A 14,836-nucleotide genomic window follows, 5' to 3' on the forward strand; every position below is an offset into this window, starting at 1 on the left:
CAGTGCGTAGGCTCCTTACTTATGAGTAGCGCCTCTGCTTCCGCCGCCTCGGCCTCTTCTGGAGCCGCCGCCGCCGATCCGCTCGCCCCGCTGGCCGGTCTGCCGGGCGTCGCCGAGTCCGTGGATTCCGTACGCAAGGCCGTGGACCGGGTCTACGGCCACCGCGTCATGCGCCGCCGTGCCGGGGAGATCACCTCGGAGGCCGCACTGCGCGCGGCCCGCGGCAGCGCCGCGCTGTCCGGGGCCGACTGGGCGCTGGAGGAGGTCCGCCGCCGGAGCGACTTCGGCTCGGAGCCGCAGGCGCGCACGGTGGGCGCCGCCCTGCGCCTGACGGCGGAGGCGGGCCAGCTGCTGAGCATCTGGCGCCAGTCGCCGCTACGGGTCCTGGCGCGGCTCCACCTGGTGGCCTCGGGCTCCACGGCCGACGGCGACGTGGTGGGCCGGCCCCGGCTGGCCGGCGAGCCGGTGGACGAGCCGCTGATCGACCTGCCCCTGCCCGACGCGCAGGAGGTGGCGGGCCGGCTGGACGGGCTCTCCGGCCTGATCATCGCGGGCGGTTCCGCTCCGGCGCTGATCACGGCGGCGGTGGTGCACGGCGAGCTGCTCGCGCTGCGTCCGTTCGGTTCGTACAACGGCCTGGTGGCGCGTACCGCGGAGCGGATCGTACTGATCAACAGCGGGCTGGACCCGAAGGCGATCTGCCCGGCGGAGGTCGGCCACGCGGAGCAGGGCCGGGAGGCCTACGTGGAGGCCTTCAAGGGCTACGTCTCCGGGACGGCGGAGGGAATGTCGGCCTGGATCGCGCACTGCGGCCGGGCGGTCGAGCTCGGGGTCCGCGAGTCCACGGCGGTCTGCGAGGCGCTCCAGCGCGGCGCGGCCTGACGGATCCGGACATGGGTTGCGGCGACACCGTAATGCTCTGGTGTCGCCGCTGGCACTTACGCCCAGTTACCAAGCGTCCTCGATGATTGCCCATCAGGTCGGGAACTTTGCCCGTAACCTGGTGCGGCTGGCCCGTAATCGACGGGTCGACGTCGCGTGGGTGCTCGGCGTTCATGCTTCGGTCCGTGGGCCTTACTGCGTTTTAAAGATGATCCTCTCGGATATTCTTTGGTCTCGCGGGCCGTTGCTTCATTTGTACTCCGCTTCGGTGCGGAGCGAAACCCCTGGCCGCATTTCTTTGCTTTCCGGTGCGATTCCGGATGTATCGGACATCCGGTGTTCGCGCAGGTCAGCGGGGTGCGGCGGCGGCCAGAGCGCGCCGCCGGCTCGCGTACCAGACCAGCCCGGCGGTGGCCGCGGCCGCGCCCACCGCTGCTGCGGCGACCAGCGCCGGCCGCGTCGGCATCGACAGTCCCGGCAGCCGCTGCTTCAGCCGGACGGGCCGGTTGAACACCAGCACCGGCCACTCGCGCGCCACCGCCTCCCGCCGCAGTGCCCGGTCGGGGTTGACCGCGTGCGGGTGCCCGACCGCCTCGAGCATCGGGACGTCGGTGACCGAGTCGCTGTACGCGTAGCAGCGCGAGAGGTCGTACCCCTCGGACTCCGCGAGTTCCCGTACGGCCTCCGCCTTGGTGGGGCCGTAGGCGTAGTACTCGATCTCGCCGGTGAAACAGCCGTCCTCGCCCACGACCATCCGCGTGGCGACGACCCGGTCGGCGCCGAGCATCTCGCCGATGGGCTCGACGACCTCGGCTCCGGAGGTGGACACGATCACCACGTCGCGGCCCGCGGTGTGGTGGGCCTCGATGAGGGAGGCGGCCTCGTCGTAGATCAGCGGGTCGATGAGGTCGTGCAGGGTCTCGGCGACGATCTCCCGGACCTGTTGCACGTTCCACCCCTTGCAGAGGGCGGACAGGTACTCCCGCATCCGTTCCATCTGATCGTGGTCGGCGCCGCCGGCCAGATAGATGAACTGCGTGTAGGCGGTGCGCAGCACGGCCCTTCGGTTGATCAGGCCGCCCTGGTAGAAGGACTTGCTGAACGTCAGAGTGCTCGACTTCGCAATGACCGTCTTGTCCAGGTCGAAGAAGGCTGCGGTGCGAGGCAAGGAGTGCGGCAAGGGCTGATTTTCCACGACCCGAGCATATGCGCCCACCATTCGGCGTAAAGTGCGGCGCGTGGGTTTGCCTGAGAAGGCTCTCGGGTACACCATGGAAGTCACGGATCGTTCGCGACCGTGCTAACCCGGTCTGGCTCCTCCCCCCCCCCGAGTCGGACCGTGGGGACGACCCCCGCTCTCCCCCCCGGCGGGGGTCGTCGCATGTCCGGACGCGGTTTGCGTCCCTGCTTTCGACCCCAAGTGATCATTCCTCGGACCTCCTCGTCTTCGAGGGGCCCGCGCGTCGAAGGCCCTCACCCCCTCCAACTCGTCACGCTGTGTAGTCGTTCCGATGCGCTCTGGAACTCACCTGTTGGGGTGAGTGAGTTATTCACAATGGGGCGGCTGTCCACGGTTTTAGAGCAAGATCCACTTCTTTTTCCCGATCCCGTCACGGTGATTCCGGCCGCGAAGTCCGCGGCGCTGGATTTGCGGTGAGAAGGAGGCGGAGATCGTGGCTGGATCGAAGTCGTGTGAAGTCCGGGAACTCGCGGTGGCGGGCGGGGACAGGCCGAATCCCGGGGCGGGCGGGCCCGTACCCGCCGGTGGACGGCCGCTGATCATCACCGAGGACCCCCTGCTGCTCGACGACCTGCTGCGGCTGTGCGCCGCCGCGGGGGCCGAGCCGCATGTGCACCATGCGGTGCCCGAGCAAAGCGGAGCCGATCGTGCGGACGGCGACGGGAGTGGCGGGGGCGCCTCGGGGGCCGCGGGCGTCGCGGGTGCTGCGGGCGTCGCGGGGGTCGGCTGGGAATCGGCGCCGCTCGTGCTGGTCGGCGACGACGCCGCCCGGCGGGTGCGCGGCGCACCCCGGCGGGACGGGGTCTTCCTCGTCGGCCGGGATCTGGACGACCCCCACGTGTGGCAGCGGGCGCTGGAGATCGGCGCCGAGGAGGTGCTGACCCTCCCCGACGCCGAGAGCAGGCTCGTCGACCGGATCGCCGATGTGGTGGAGGGGGCCGGGCGGCCCGCCCTCACGGTCGGGGTGATCGGGGGCAGCGGCGGAGCCGGAGCCTCCACCCTCGCCTGCGCCCTGGCCCTGCGGGCCGCCCGGGCCGGCGAGCGGACCATCCTCATCGACGGCGACCCCCTCGGCGGCGGTATGGACGTCCTCCTCGGAGGCGAAGCCGCCGAAGGACTGCGCTGGCCCGACTTCGCCGCCTCGCGCGGCCGGGTCGGCGCCGGAGCCCTCGCCGAATCCCTGCCCGAGCTGCACGCCCTGCGGGTGCTCAGCTGGGACCGCGGGGAGCGGGTGGTGGTGCCGCCCGCCGCGATGCGCTCGGTGGTGGCCGCCGCGCGGCGCCGGGGCGGGGTCGTCGTGGTCGACCTGCCGCGGCGGGTCGACGAAGCCGTGGCCGAGGTGCTCGCGCAGCTGGACCTGGTGCTGATGGTGGTGCGGGGCGAGTTGCGGGCGGTGGCCGCCGCCGGCCGGGTGTCCGCCGGAGTCCGGATGGTGGCCCGCGACGTCCGCGTGGTCGTACGGGGCCCCGCGCCCGGCGGACTCGACGCCGAGGCCGTCGCCGGACTGCTGGGGGTGCCGCTGGCCGGTGAAGTGCCGGTCGAGGTGGGGCTTCCGGGCCGGGTGGCCGAGGGGGAGCCCCCGGGGGCGCACGGTCGGGGCGCTCTGGCCCGCTTCTGCGACGGCTTCTGGCAGCGCGCGCTCGGCTCCGCCCAGGGGGTGTCGGCATGAGCGCCGTACTCCTCGACGCGGTGCGCCAGAGCCTCGCCGAGAGCGGGGCGGAGCCCACCCCGGCGCGGGTGGCCGCGGCCCTGCGGGCCCAGGGCCGGCTGCTGGGTGACGCGGAAGTGCTCGGCGTCGCCGCGGAACTGAGGTCCGAACTGGTCGGCGCCGGCCCGCTGGAGGCGCTCCTCGCCGACCCCGAGGTCACCGACGTCCTGGTGGCGGCCCCCGACCGGGTGTGGGTGGACCGCGGAGGTGGGCTGGAGCTGACCGGGGTGACCTTCGCCGACGCCGCCGCCGTGCGCAGGCTCGCTCAGCGGCTCGCAGCCGTCGCCGGGCGCCGGCTCGATGACGCCCGGCCCTGGGTCGACGCCCGGATGCCCGACGGCACCCGGTTGCACGCCGTACTGCCTCCGGTGGCCGTCGGCTCGGCCTGCCTGTCCCTGCGGGTGGTGCGGCCGCGCGCCTTCACGCTGGAGGAGCTGGTCGCGGCGGGGACGCTGCCGCCCGGCGGGCAGCGGCTGCTGCGGGACATGGTGCGGGCCCGGCTGTCCTTCCTGGTCTCGGGCGGGACCGGCACCGGCAAGACCACCCTGCTCAGCGCCCTGCTCGGGCTGGTCGGCCCCGGGGAGCGGATCGTGCTCGCCGAGGACTCGGCCGAGCTGCGGCCCGACCATCCGCACGTGGTGCGGCTGGAGACCCGGCCGGCCAACCAGGAGGGCGCCGGCCAGGTCACCCTCGCCGACCTGGTCCGCCAGGCCCTGCGGATGAGGCCGGACCGGCTCGTCGTCGGCGAGGTCCGGGGCGCCGAGGTCGCGGACCTGCTGGCCGCCCTCAACACGGGTCACGAAGGCGGCTGCGGCACGGTCCACGCGAATGCCGCCGCTCACGTGCCGGCCCGGCTGGAGGCCCTCGGGACGGCCGCCGGGCTGGACCGGGCCGCCCTGCACAGCCAGTTGGCGGCTGCCCTGACCCTGGTGGTCCACCTCGTACGGGACCGGGCCGGCCGGCGCCGGGTCGCCGAGGTGCACGTCCTGGAGCGGGACCCGGCCGGGCTCGTGGTCACCGTGCCGGCGCTGCGCTGGGGCGCCCGGGGGTTCGTACGGGACCGGGGCTGGGAGCGGCTGCGCCCGCTGCTCGCGGGTGCCCGGTGAGCGCCGGGGCGGTGGCGGCGCTGCCGGTGTTCGCCGGGGTGCTGTGCGCCGGAGCGGCCGCCTGGGCGCTGGCCGGGGCCGACCGGGTGCCCCGGCGGGCCAGGGCGGTGCTGGCCGGGGCCGGGCCGCCGGTACCGGCCGGACCGGCGCCCTGGGAGCGGCTGGCGGCCGGAGTGCGGGTCCGGGCCGCGCGCGGCCGGGAGTGGGCCTGCCTCGGGGCCGGGCTGGCGCTCGCACTGCTGGGCGGGTCGGTGATCCCGCTGCTCGCGGGGGCGGCGGCCGTGCCGCTGGTGCGCCGGTGGCTGCGGGCCGGGGAGCGGGCTCGGGCCCGGACGGCGCGGGCCGCCGAAGTGGTGGCCCTGTGCGGCGCGGTGGTGGGCGAGCTGCGCGCCGGTGCGCAGCCCGGCCCGGCGCTGACCGAGGCGATGCGCCGGACGGTGTCCGGCCCCGGCGGGCCGGGAGCCGCGGAGGTCGGGGTCCTGGCGGCCGCCGCCTTCGGAGGGGATGTGGCCGCAGCACTGCGGCAGGCGGCGCGGGAGCCCGGCGCGGAGGGGCTGGCGGCGATGGCGGCCTGCTGGCGGGTCTCGGTGGACGGCGGCGCCGGGCTGGCCGCCGGACTGGACCGGCTGGAAGGGGCCCTGCGGGCCGAGCGGGACCGGGAGGAGTCACTGCGCGCCCAGCTCACGGGAGCGAGATCGACGACGGCGGTGCTCGCCCTGCTCCCGGGGGTCGGTCTGCTGATCGGCACCGGGCTGGGGGCCGATCCGCTGCGGGTGCTCCTGCACACGCCGGTGGGGTGGGGCTGCCTGCTGGCGGGCTCGGTGCTGGAGGGGCTGGGGCTGCTGTGGTGCCGGCGGATCGTACGGGTGGGGGAGCGGTGATGGACGGCTTCGCCATCCACAGGCTGGGGACGGCCCTGTGCCTCGCGGCGGCGGCGCTGTGGGCGGCGTCGGCGGTGGCCGCGCGCATCCGGGCGCGGGCGGCCCGGCGCCGGCTCACCCGGCTGCTCCCGGTGGAGGCCGCGCGCAGGCGGAGGCCGGCCGGGCCCCGGCTGCGGGCGGTGGTGACGGCCTGGGCCGGGCCGGCCGGAGCGCTGGCGGCGGCCTGGCTGCTGATCGGCGGACTCGCGGGCGCGGTGACCGGCTGCGCGGCGGGCTTCGCACTGCGCAGGTGGCTCGCGCGACGACGGCCGGCGACGGGGGTGGACCTCGGGGAGGCGGAGCGTCAGCTGCCGTTCGCCGCAGACCTGTTGGCCGCGTGCCTGGCTGCCGGAGCCGGGCCGGTGGACGCCGCCGAGGCGGTGGGGGAGTCGCTGGGCGGCCCGGTGGGCGAACGGCTGGCGATGGCCGGTGCGGAGCTGCGGCTCGGCGGGGAACCGGGCGCCGCGTGGGGGAGGTTGGCGGAGATACCGGGGGCGCGGGCCCTGGCCGAATGCCTGGAGCGCTCCGCACGTACCGGGGCGCCCGCCGCGGAACCGGTGTCCCGCCTCGCGTCGGCACTCCGGGCGGACCGCGCCCGCCGGGCGGGAGCCCGGGCGCAGCGGGCGGCGGTCCTCGTCACCGCACCGGTGGGCCTGTGCTTCCTCCCCGCCTTCCTCGCGCTGGGCGTGGCACCGGTGGTGATCGGCATGGCCTCCGGCCTCCTCTCCGCCGGCTGAAGGGCCGACTGAAGGGCCACCGGAACGACTGCTTGAGGGGGCATCTGAAGAGCCGTCTGAATGGCCGACCGAATAGGCCACCTGAAATGACCATCTGACATCCAAGATCCGAAATCCGGGATCTGAGATCACGTCAAAAAGCTGAATCAACGGGAGGTTGTCATGTCGATCATCTGGATTCGCGTGCGGGCGGCAATGGCGGGACTGGTGGGACTGAAGGGGCGTGGGGGCGACGCAGGAATGTCGACATCCGAATACGCCATGGGCACGATCGCGGCGTGTGCGTTCGCGGCCGTTCTGTACAAGGTGGTGACGAGTGAACTGGTCTCGACTGCACTTCAGTCGACCATCGGGAAGGCGCTCGATGCGCCGTTCTGACCGCGGATATGTGACGGCGGAGGCGGCCCTGGTGATTCCGGCGCTGGTGCTGTTCGCGGCACTGCTGGTGTGGGCGCTGATGGCGGCAGCCGCGCAGATCCGGTGTGTGGACGCCGCTCGGGCCGGCGCCCGGGCGGCGGCCAGGTCGGAGCCGGCGGGCGCGGCGGTGGCGGCAGCCGTGGCCGCCGCCCCGCCCGGGGCCCGGGTGGAGCTCTCGCGGACGGGTGACCTGTGGCGGGTCCGCGTCTCGGCTCCCGCTCCGGGACCGGCCGCGCTCCCGGTCCGCCTCACCGCCCTGGCCGCCGCCCTGGCAGAGGACACCGTGGGGCCGCCGCCGTGACCGGGGCGTGTGCGGGCGCGCGGGACCGGGGGTCGGCCACGGTGTGGGCGGTCGTGGTGGCGACCGTGCTGGTGGCGGTGTTCGGCGGGGTGCTCCTGCTCGGGCAGGCGGTGGTCTCCCGGCACCGTGCCGCGGCGGCGGCCGACCTGGCCGCCCTGGCGGCGGCGGCGAGCTGGGCCCACGGCCCGGCGGCCGCCTGCGCCACGGCGGTACGGGTGGCGGTGGCGCAGGGCGCGCGGGTCACCGGGTGCACCGTGACGGGAGAGGTCGCGGAGGTCACCGCCCGCGCCCCGACGGGCCCCTTCGGCCCGGAGCTGAGCTCCCGCGCGGGCCCGCCACTGCCTGGGGAGCCCCAGTGAGGGGGCCTCCACCGGCGGGGTCCCCCGGTCCCAGGTCCCGAGGTTCCCCCGGTCCTCCGGCCCCGGTCCTCCGGCCCCCCGGTCCTCCGGCCCCGTCCTCCGGCCCCCCGGTCCTCCGGCCCCGTCCTCCGGCCCCCCGGCCTTCGGGTCCCCCGGTTCCCAGTTCCCCCGGTCCTCCGGCCCCCGGCCCTCGGCCCTCGGCCCCCGGCCCTCGGCCCTCGGCCCCGGGGGCCGGGTCCCGGGGGCCGGGGGGACCCCCGGGACTGCGGCCGTGCCGGGCCATGGACCGCGGGCCGCGGTTGCCCGGGAGCCCCTCCCGGGAGGGGCGGGTGGGGCCGGGTGTGGTCCCGGAGGGCCCGGTGGGGCCGGGCGTGGTTCGGGGACGGGCCGGGGTGGCCGGGCGTGGTTCGGGGTACTGGCCGGCGGTTTCGGTGGGCCGGCGGGGTCTGGGTGGTGCCAAGGGCGATATCAAGCCAATCGCCGGAGGTCCCGCGAAGCCTGAGTTGCTGCTCGCTGCCCCTGGACCGGCGGCTACGGGCCGGGGCGCGTCCGGATGGGCCCGGGCCCGGTGGGGGTGCTCCTGAGGGGCTCAGGCGGGCTCAGGCGGGTCGGGAGTCGGGGATTCCGAGAGGAGGTGGGTGAGGAGGCGGACGGCGCCGCGCTTGTGCAGGGGGTCGTTGCCGTTGCCGCATTTGGGGGACTGGATGCAGGACGGGCAGCCGGCCTCGCACTCGCAGGCGGCGATCGCGTCCCGGGTCGCCGTCAGCCAGGCGCGGGCCGTGTGGAAGGCGCGCTCGGCGAAGCCCGCTCCGCCCGGGTGGCCGTCGTAGACGAAGACCGTCGGGAGGAGGGTGTCGGGATGCAGCGGGACGGAGACCCCGCCGATGTCCCAGCGGTCGCAGGTGGCGAAGAGCGGGAGCAGGCCGATGGAGGCGTGCTCGGCGGCGTGCAGGGCGCCGCCGAGGATCTCCGGGTTGATCCGGGCCTCGTCGAGCTGGTCCTCGGTGACCGTCCACCACACGGCCCGGGTGCGCAGGGTGCGGGGCGGGAGGTCCAGCTTGGCCTCGCCGAGCACCTCGCCGGTGATCAGTTTGCGGCGCAGGTAGGAGACGACCTGGTTGGTGACCTCCACGGAGCCGAAGCAGAGTCTGCCCCGGCCCCAGGGGATCTCCGTCTCGGTCTCCAGGACGGAGATGGCGGTCGTATCGCGGGCCGTGGTGGAGAACGGCGGATTCGCCTCCTCGACCAGCGCGACGGAGTCCTCCAGGTCCAGGTGCTTCACGAGGTACGTGCGGCCCTGGTGGAGGTGGACCGCCCCGTCGTGGACGGCGGTGTGGGAGGCCTCCTCGTCGACCGTGCCCAGCAGCCTGCCCGTGGCGGCCTCGACGATCTGGACCGGGCGCCCGCCGCCGCCCCGGATGTCGGTGAGGTCCGAGGCCCGTTCCCGGCGGGTCCAGTGCCAGGCGGTGGCCCGGCGGCGCAGCAGTTTCGCCGCTTCGAGCTGGGGGAGGAGGTCGCGCGCGGCCGGGCCGAAGAGGTCGAGGTCGGGCTCCGTGAGCGGCAGCTCGGCCGCGGCCGCGCACAGGTGCGGGGCCAGGACGTACGGGTTGTCGGGGTCCAGGACCGTGGCCTCCACCGGCTGCTGGAAGAGGGCCTCGGGGTGGTGGACCAGGTAGGTGTCCAGCGGGTCGTCGCGGGCGATCAGGACGGCCAGCGCGCCCTGGCCCGAGCGTCCGGCCCGGCCGGCCTGCTGCCACAGGGAGGCTCGGGTGCCCGGGTAGCCGGTGATCAGGACGGCGTCGAGGCCGGAGACGTCCACGCCCAGCTCCAGGGCGGTCGTCGCGGCCAGCCCGAGCAGGTCCCCGGAGTGCAGGGCCCGCTCCAGGGCCCGGCGCTCCTCGGGCAGGTAGCCGCCGCGGTAGGCCGCGACCCGCCGGGGCAGCGAGCGGTCCACGGCGGCGAGCTTCTCTTGGGCGATGACCGCGATCAGCTCGGCGCCGCGCCGGGAGCGGACGAAGGCGAGCGTGCGGACGCCCTGGACGACCAGGTCGGTGAGGAGGTCGGCGGTCTCGGCGGTGGCCGTACGCCGTACGGGTGCGCCCCGCTCGCCCTTGAGGTCGGTCAGGGGCGGCTCCCACAGGGCGAAGACGACCTCGCCGCGCGGGGAGGCGTCGTCGGAGACCTCCACCACCGGCAGGCCGGTCAGCCGGGAGGCGGCGGTCGCCGGGTCGCTCGCGGTGGCGGAGGCCAGCAGGAACACGGGATCCGAGCCGTAGCGGGCGCACAGCCGGCGCAGCCGCCGCAGGACCTGGGCGACGTGGGAGCCGAAGACGCCCCGGTAGGTGTGGCACTCGTCGATGACGACGTAGCGCAGGGACCGCAGGAAGGAGGACCAGCGCGGGTGGGCCGGGAGGATCCCGCGGTGCAGCATGTCGGGGTTGGTCAGGACGTAGTTGGCGTACTGGCGCACCCACTCGCGCTCCTCGACCGGGGTGTCCCCGTCGTACACGGCGGGCCGTACGGCGTTGCCGAGGGGGCCGGCCAGTTCCCGTACGGCGCGGCGCTGGTCGGCGGCCAGGGCCTTGGTCGGGGCCAGGTACAGGGCGGTCGCGCCCCGGCCGTTGGGCGCCTCGGCCCCGTCGGCGAGGGCGGAGAGCACGGGCGCGAGGTAGGCCAGCGATTTGCCCGAGGCGGTGCCCGTGGCGACGACCACGGACTCCCCGTCGAGGGCGTGCTCGGCGGCCGCGGCCTGGTGTTCCCACGGATGGTCGATCCCGGCGGCGGCAATCGCGGCTACGACATCAGTTCGGATGCGATCGGGCCAGACCGCATGACGACCCTCCCGAGGGGGCAAGTGCTCCGTATGGGTGATGCGCGCAGCCCGGGAAGGCCCCCGTGACAGCCGGTCCAGGACCGTGCCGGGGGTGGGTCTGACGTCCTCGGGTGCCGTGGGCGGACCGGGACGGTGAGTGTTGGCCATTGGAAGCGAGTGTGTCACCGGCGTGCGGGACAATGGTCCGAAGGCGTCGTGCACGCCTGCCGGTAAGTGATTGAATGCCATCGCGGCAGCCAATCCCTCGCCTACCTTCGGGTGGGGAGGCCCCTGGGGGGCGCCGCTCGATAGCAAGGTGCTGGAGGATCCGTGGACCTGTCCCTGTCGACTCGCACTGTCGGCGACCGTACGGTCGTGGAGGTCGGTGGCGAGATTGATGTGTATACCGCGCCCAAGCTGCGCGAGCAGTTGGTCGAGTTGGTGAACGACGGCAGCTACCACTTGGTTGTCGACATGGAGCGAGTGGACTTCCTCGACTCCACCGGGCTTGGTGTGCTCGTGGGAGGCCTCAAGCGCGTTCGCGCGCACGAGGGCTCGCTGCGTCTGGTGTGCAACCAGGAGCGCATCCTGAAGATCTTCCGAATCACCGGTCTCACCAAGGTGTTTCCGATCCACAACTCGGTGGAAGACGCCGTCAACGCCACCGACTGACGGCGCTCGGCGGCGAAACGGCCGAAGATGGAGCGGGGGGTACCGGGCCACAAGCGGTCCGGGCCCCTGTAAGGCACGCCCGTAGTCCGAGGGGGACGCGCATGGCCACCGTTGAACTGCGCTTCAGCGCCCAGCCCGAACACGTCCGGACGGCCCGCCTGGTCGCGGCCGCCGTGGCGCGGCGGGCCGGTGTGGAGGAAGCCGTCCTCGACGAGGTCCGCCTCGCCGTGGGCGAGGCCTGTTCGCGTGCCGTCGGACTGCATCGCACCAACGGGCTGACCGCGCCCGTCCGGGTGGTGCTGACCGAGGAGGAGAAGGTGTTCTCCATCGCGGTCAGCGACGAAGTACCCGGACCGGCCGGTGGTCCGTCTGCCGCCGTGCCCGGAATCGACGCCGTTCTGGACCCCGACATCGAGGGCGAGGACGAGATGGGCCTTGCCGTGATCAGCGGCCTGGTCGATGACGTCGACGTCATCAGCGGGGAGAACGGCGGGACCATCCGGATGAGCTGGCCCGTCTCGGGGACCTCCGAACTGCCGTAGCCGGCCGGAGCCGGTTCAGCCGGCCGTGGCCGGCCGCGGCCCGGTCGCCCCACCGCTTCGTGCCCGCCGGGTGGCCCTCGTGCCGCCCGGCGGGTTTTCGTGCTGCCCGGGAGGCCTGGGGGCCGTGTCCCGACCCGGGGTTTCGTGCTGCCCGCCGGGTGACCCTCGCGCCGTCTGGCGGGTCTTCTTGCTGCCCGGCGGGTTCTCGTCCCGTCCCGGGGGTTTCGTGGTTCCCGGCCGGTTTCCTGCCCCCGCGGGGCTTCGCGGCGGTCGGTTCTCGGAGTCCTGGCCTTCGGCGACGGGGGACCGGGTGGGTGCCGGTAAGGCGTCCGAGGCGCCGGGGGAGTGGGCGCCGATGATGTTCCGCCGCGCGTGCCGACGTATCTTCTGATCTTATTCTGGCCCTGCCGAGCAGGGCCTTTCGTGTGCCCGTAGATCCATTTCGTGATCGTTCTCCGCTGGTTCTCTCGCGGTTTTCCGGATCGCTGATCAAGCGTCAATGCTTTTGCCCCGTTACCGCTTTCGAGGGTAATGGAGTGACCAGATCTATTGGTGAGGAGCAAGTGCGGGCCAATTCCGTTTCCTGCGCACTGTTTTGATCGGGTCCCGCTCCCTACAATCCGTCCACATCTTGAGCTCATCACGTCAAGGAGGACGAATGACGGGGCTCTTCACCCCTATCGCGCCCGGTCGCACCACTGACCTGGCATCCGCAGTACTCACGGATGACAATCGGCTCATCGTGATCATCATTGCGGCCGTTGCCATCGCCGCACTCGTCGTCGCGCAGATCCTGGTCCGCCAGGTCCTCGCCGCCGACGAGGGAACCGACAAGATGAAGGAGATCGCCGCCGCTATCCAGGAAGGCGCCAACGCCTACCTCGGCCGGCAGCTCCGCACGCTCGGCGTCTTCGCCGTCGTCGTGTTCTTCCTGCTGTTCCTGCTCCCCGCCGACGACTGGACGCAGCGGGCGGGACGTTCCGCCTTCTTCCTCGTCGGCGCCATCTTCTCGGCCGCCACCGGCTACATCGGCATGCGCCTCGCGGTCCGTGCCAACGTCCGCGTCGCCGCCGCCGCGCGCGAGGCCACCCCCGCCGAGGGCGAGCCCGCCAAGGACCTGACCGAGGTCTCCCACAAGGCCATGCGGATCGCGTTCCGCACCGGCGGCGTGGTGGGCATGTTCACCGTCGGCCTCGGCCTGCTCGGCGCGTCCTGCGTCGTGCTCGTCTACGCCGCCGACGCGCCCAAGGTCCTGGAGGGCTTCGGCCTCGGTGCCGCGCTCATCGCGATGTTCATGCGTGTCGGAGGCGGCATCTTCACCAAGGCCGCCGACGTCGGCGCCGACCTGGTCGGCAAGGTCGAGCAGGGCATTCCGGAGGACGACCCGCGCAATGCCGCGACCATCGCCGACAACGTGGGCGACAACGTCGGAGACTGCGCGGGAATGGCCGCCGACCTCTTCGAGTCGTACGCCGTCACCCTCGTGGCGGCCCTCATCCTCGGCAAGGCCGCCTTCGGCGACCTGGGCCTGGCCTTCCCGCTGATCGTCCCCGCCATCGGGGTCGTCACCGCCATGATCGGCATCTTCGCGGTCTCCCCGCGGCGTACCGACCGCAGCGGAATGACCGCCATCAACCGCGGATTCTTCATCTCCGCGGCCATCTCGCTGGTCCTCGTCGGCATCGCCGTCTACGCGTACCTGCCGGGCACCTACAAGGAGCTCAACGGCGTCGAGGACGCCGCGATCTCCGGGCACTCCGGCGACCCGCGAATCCTGGCGCTGGTCGCGGTCGCCATCGGCATCGTGCTCGCGGCCCTGATCCAGCAGCTCACCGGCTACTTCACCGAGACCAGCCGCCGTCCCGTCCGGGACATCGGCAAGTCCTCCCTGACCGGCGCGGCCACCGTCATCCTCGCCGGCATCTCCATCGGTCTGGAGTCCGCCGTCTACACGGCGCTGCTCATCGGCCTCGGCGTGTACGGGGCGTTCCTGCTCGGCGGCACCTCGATCATGCTGGCGCTCTTCGCCGTGGCCCTGGCCGGCACCGGCCTGCTCACCACCGTCGGCGTCATCGTCGCCATGGACACCTTCGGCCCGGTCTCCGACAACGCCCAGGGCATCGCGGAGATGTCCGGGGACGTCGAGGGCGCCGGCGCGCAGGTGCTGACCGACCTGGACGCGGTGGGCAACACCACCAAGGCCATCACCAAGGGCATCGCGATCGCCACGGCCGTGCTCGCCGCGGCCGCGCTCTTCGGCTCGTACAACGACGCCATCGCGAACGCGGTCAAGGAGGTCGGAGCCAAGACGGCCGGGGAGATGAACCTCAGCCTGGACATCGCGCAGCCCAACAACCTGGTCGGGCTGATCCTGGGCGCGGCCGTCGTGTTCCTGTTCTCCGGCCTCGCCATCAACGCCGTGTCCCGCTCGGCGGGTGCGGTGGTCTACGAGGTGCGCCGCCAGTTCCGGGAGCACCCCGGGATCATGGACTACACCGAGAAGCCCGAGTACGGGCGCGTCGTGGACATCTGCACCAAGGACGCGCTGCGCGAACTCGCCACGCCCGGGCTGCTCGCCGTCCTCACCCCGATCGCCGTCGGGTTCACGCTCGGCGTCGGAGCCCTCGGGTCCTTCCTCGCCGGCGCGATCGGCACCGGCACCCTGATGGCGGTCTTCCTCGCCAACTCCGGTGGCGCGTGGGACAACGCGAAGAAGCTCGTCGAGGACGGGCACCACGGCGGCAAGGGCAGCGCGGCCCACGAGGCCGTCGTCATCGGCGACACCGTCGGCGACCCGTTCAAGGACACCGCCGGTCCCGCCATCAACCCGCTGCTCAAGGTCATGAACCTGGTGGCGCTGCTGATCGCCCCCGCGATCGTGCAGTTCAGCTACGGCGACGACGCCAGCCCGACCGTGCGGGCGATCGTCGCGATCCTCTCGATCGGCGTCATCGTCGGCGCGGTGTACATCTCCAAGCGCCGCGGCATCGCCGTGGGCGACGACGGGGAGAGCGAGGGCGCGCCCGCCGAGCGGGTGGGCCAGCAGGGCGACCCGGCAGCGGCGGTCTCTTCCTGAGACGGCCGTCGCGGGTCTGAACCGGCTCGAGCCGCTTCGAACCGGCTCGACTCGACCGTACGCC

The 14,836-nt window shown here is 73.6% G+C and carries 13 protein-coding genes; 11 read left to right on the forward strand and 2 right to left on the reverse strand.

Features of this window, described 5'->3' with window-relative positions; genetic code table 11:
* Positions 1-21: 21 nt before the first annotated feature.
* On the forward strand, positions 22-882 hold the full coding sequence (locus tag ACODT5_RS40180) for a Fic family protein (RefSeq protein WP_422523933.1): 861 nt from the start codon (positions 22-24) through the stop codon (positions 880-882).
* A gap of 349 nt (positions 883-1,231) precedes the next feature.
* On the opposite strand, the gene ACODT5_RS40185 is transcribed toward ACODT5_RS40180, so the two are convergent.
* The gene (locus ACODT5_RS40185) at positions 1,232-2,101 is read right to left on the reverse strand and encodes an HAD family hydrolase (RefSeq protein WP_385367410.1); all 870 of its coding nucleotides are present in this window, start codon (positions 2,099-2,101) and stop codon (positions 1,232-1,234) included.
* Between the two features lie 493 nt (positions 2,102-2,594).
* On the opposite strand from ACODT5_RS40185, the gene ssd reads away from it, so the two are divergent.
* From ssd to ACODT5_RS40220, 7 genes are all read left to right on the forward strand, one after another.
* Positions 2,595-3,791, forward strand: a complete 1,197-nt coding sequence (gene ssd / locus ACODT5_RS40190) for a septum site-determining protein Ssd (RefSeq protein ID WP_422525173.1) — start codon at positions 2,595-2,597, stop codon at positions 3,789-3,791.
* A complete protein-coding gene (locus ACODT5_RS40195; protein ID WP_385367412.1) occupies positions 3,788-4,936 on the forward strand; it encodes a TadA family conjugal transfer-associated ATPase in 1,149 nt (382 codons plus the stop codon). The genes ssd and ACODT5_RS40195 overlap by 4 nt, the downstream gene beginning before the upstream one ends.
* Positions 4,933-5,817, forward strand: a complete 885-nt coding sequence (locus ACODT5_RS40200) for a type II secretion system F family protein (RefSeq protein WP_422523934.1) — start codon at positions 4,933-4,935, stop codon at positions 5,815-5,817. The genes ACODT5_RS40195 and ACODT5_RS40200 overlap by 4 nt, the downstream gene beginning before the upstream one ends.
* A complete protein-coding gene (locus ACODT5_RS40205; protein ID WP_422523935.1) occupies positions 5,817-6,593 on the forward strand; it encodes a type II secretion system F family protein in 777 nt (258 codons plus the stop codon). The genes ACODT5_RS40200 and ACODT5_RS40205 overlap by 1 nt, the downstream gene beginning before the upstream one ends.
* A 195-nt stretch (positions 6,594-6,788) precedes the next feature.
* Complete coding sequence (locus ACODT5_RS40210) at positions 6,789-6,971, forward strand: DUF4244 domain-containing protein (protein ID WP_422525174.1); 183 nt, start codon at positions 6,789-6,791, stop codon at positions 6,969-6,971.
* A complete protein-coding gene (locus ACODT5_RS40215; protein ID WP_422523936.1) occupies positions 6,958-7,311 on the forward strand; it encodes a TadE family type IV pilus minor pilin in 354 nt (117 codons plus the stop codon). Before ACODT5_RS40210 ends, ACODT5_RS40215 begins: the two co-directional genes overlap by 14 nt.
* On the forward strand, positions 7,308-7,670 hold the full coding sequence (locus tag ACODT5_RS40220; protein WP_422523937.1) for an Rv3654c family TadE-like protein: 363 nt from the start codon (positions 7,308-7,310) through the stop codon (positions 7,668-7,670). The genes ACODT5_RS40215 and ACODT5_RS40220 overlap by 4 nt, the downstream gene beginning before the upstream one ends.
* A gap of 589 nt (positions 7,671-8,259) precedes the next feature.
* On the opposite strand, the gene ACODT5_RS40225 is transcribed toward ACODT5_RS40220, so the two are convergent.
* On the reverse strand, positions 8,260-10,731 hold the full coding sequence (locus ACODT5_RS40225) for a DEAD/DEAH box helicase (RefSeq protein ID WP_422523938.1): 2,472 nt from the start codon (positions 10,729-10,731) through the stop codon (positions 8,260-8,262).
* 81 nt (positions 10,732-10,812) lie between these two features.
* On the opposite strand from ACODT5_RS40225, the gene bldG reads away from it, so the two are divergent.
* The 3 genes from bldG to ACODT5_RS40240 all read left to right on the forward strand — a co-directional run bounded on the left by bldG (position 10,813) and on the right by ACODT5_RS40240 (position 14,772).
* Positions 10,813-11,154, forward strand: a complete 342-nt coding sequence (gene bldG / locus ACODT5_RS40230; RefSeq protein WP_243339893.1) for an anti-sigma factor antagonist BldG — start codon at positions 10,813-10,815, stop codon at positions 11,152-11,154.
* A 101-nt stretch (positions 11,155-11,255) separates the two neighbouring features.
* A complete protein-coding gene (locus ACODT5_RS40235; protein WP_422523939.1) occupies positions 11,256-11,696 on the forward strand; it encodes an ATP-binding protein in 441 nt (146 codons plus the stop codon).
* A 658-nt stretch (positions 11,697-12,354) separates the two neighbouring features.
* Positions 12,355-14,772: a sodium-translocating pyrophosphatase gene (locus ACODT5_RS40240; RefSeq protein ID WP_422523940.1), complete on the forward strand. Its 2,418-nt coding sequence runs from the start codon at positions 12,355-12,357 to the stop codon at positions 14,770-14,772.
* Positions 14,773-14,836: the final 64 nt, after the last annotated feature.

The sequence above is a fragment of the Streptomyces tatrensis genome (assembly GCF_049310065.1).
Taxonomy (GTDB): Bacteria; Actinomycetota; Actinomycetes; order Streptomycetales; family Streptomycetaceae; genus Streptomyces.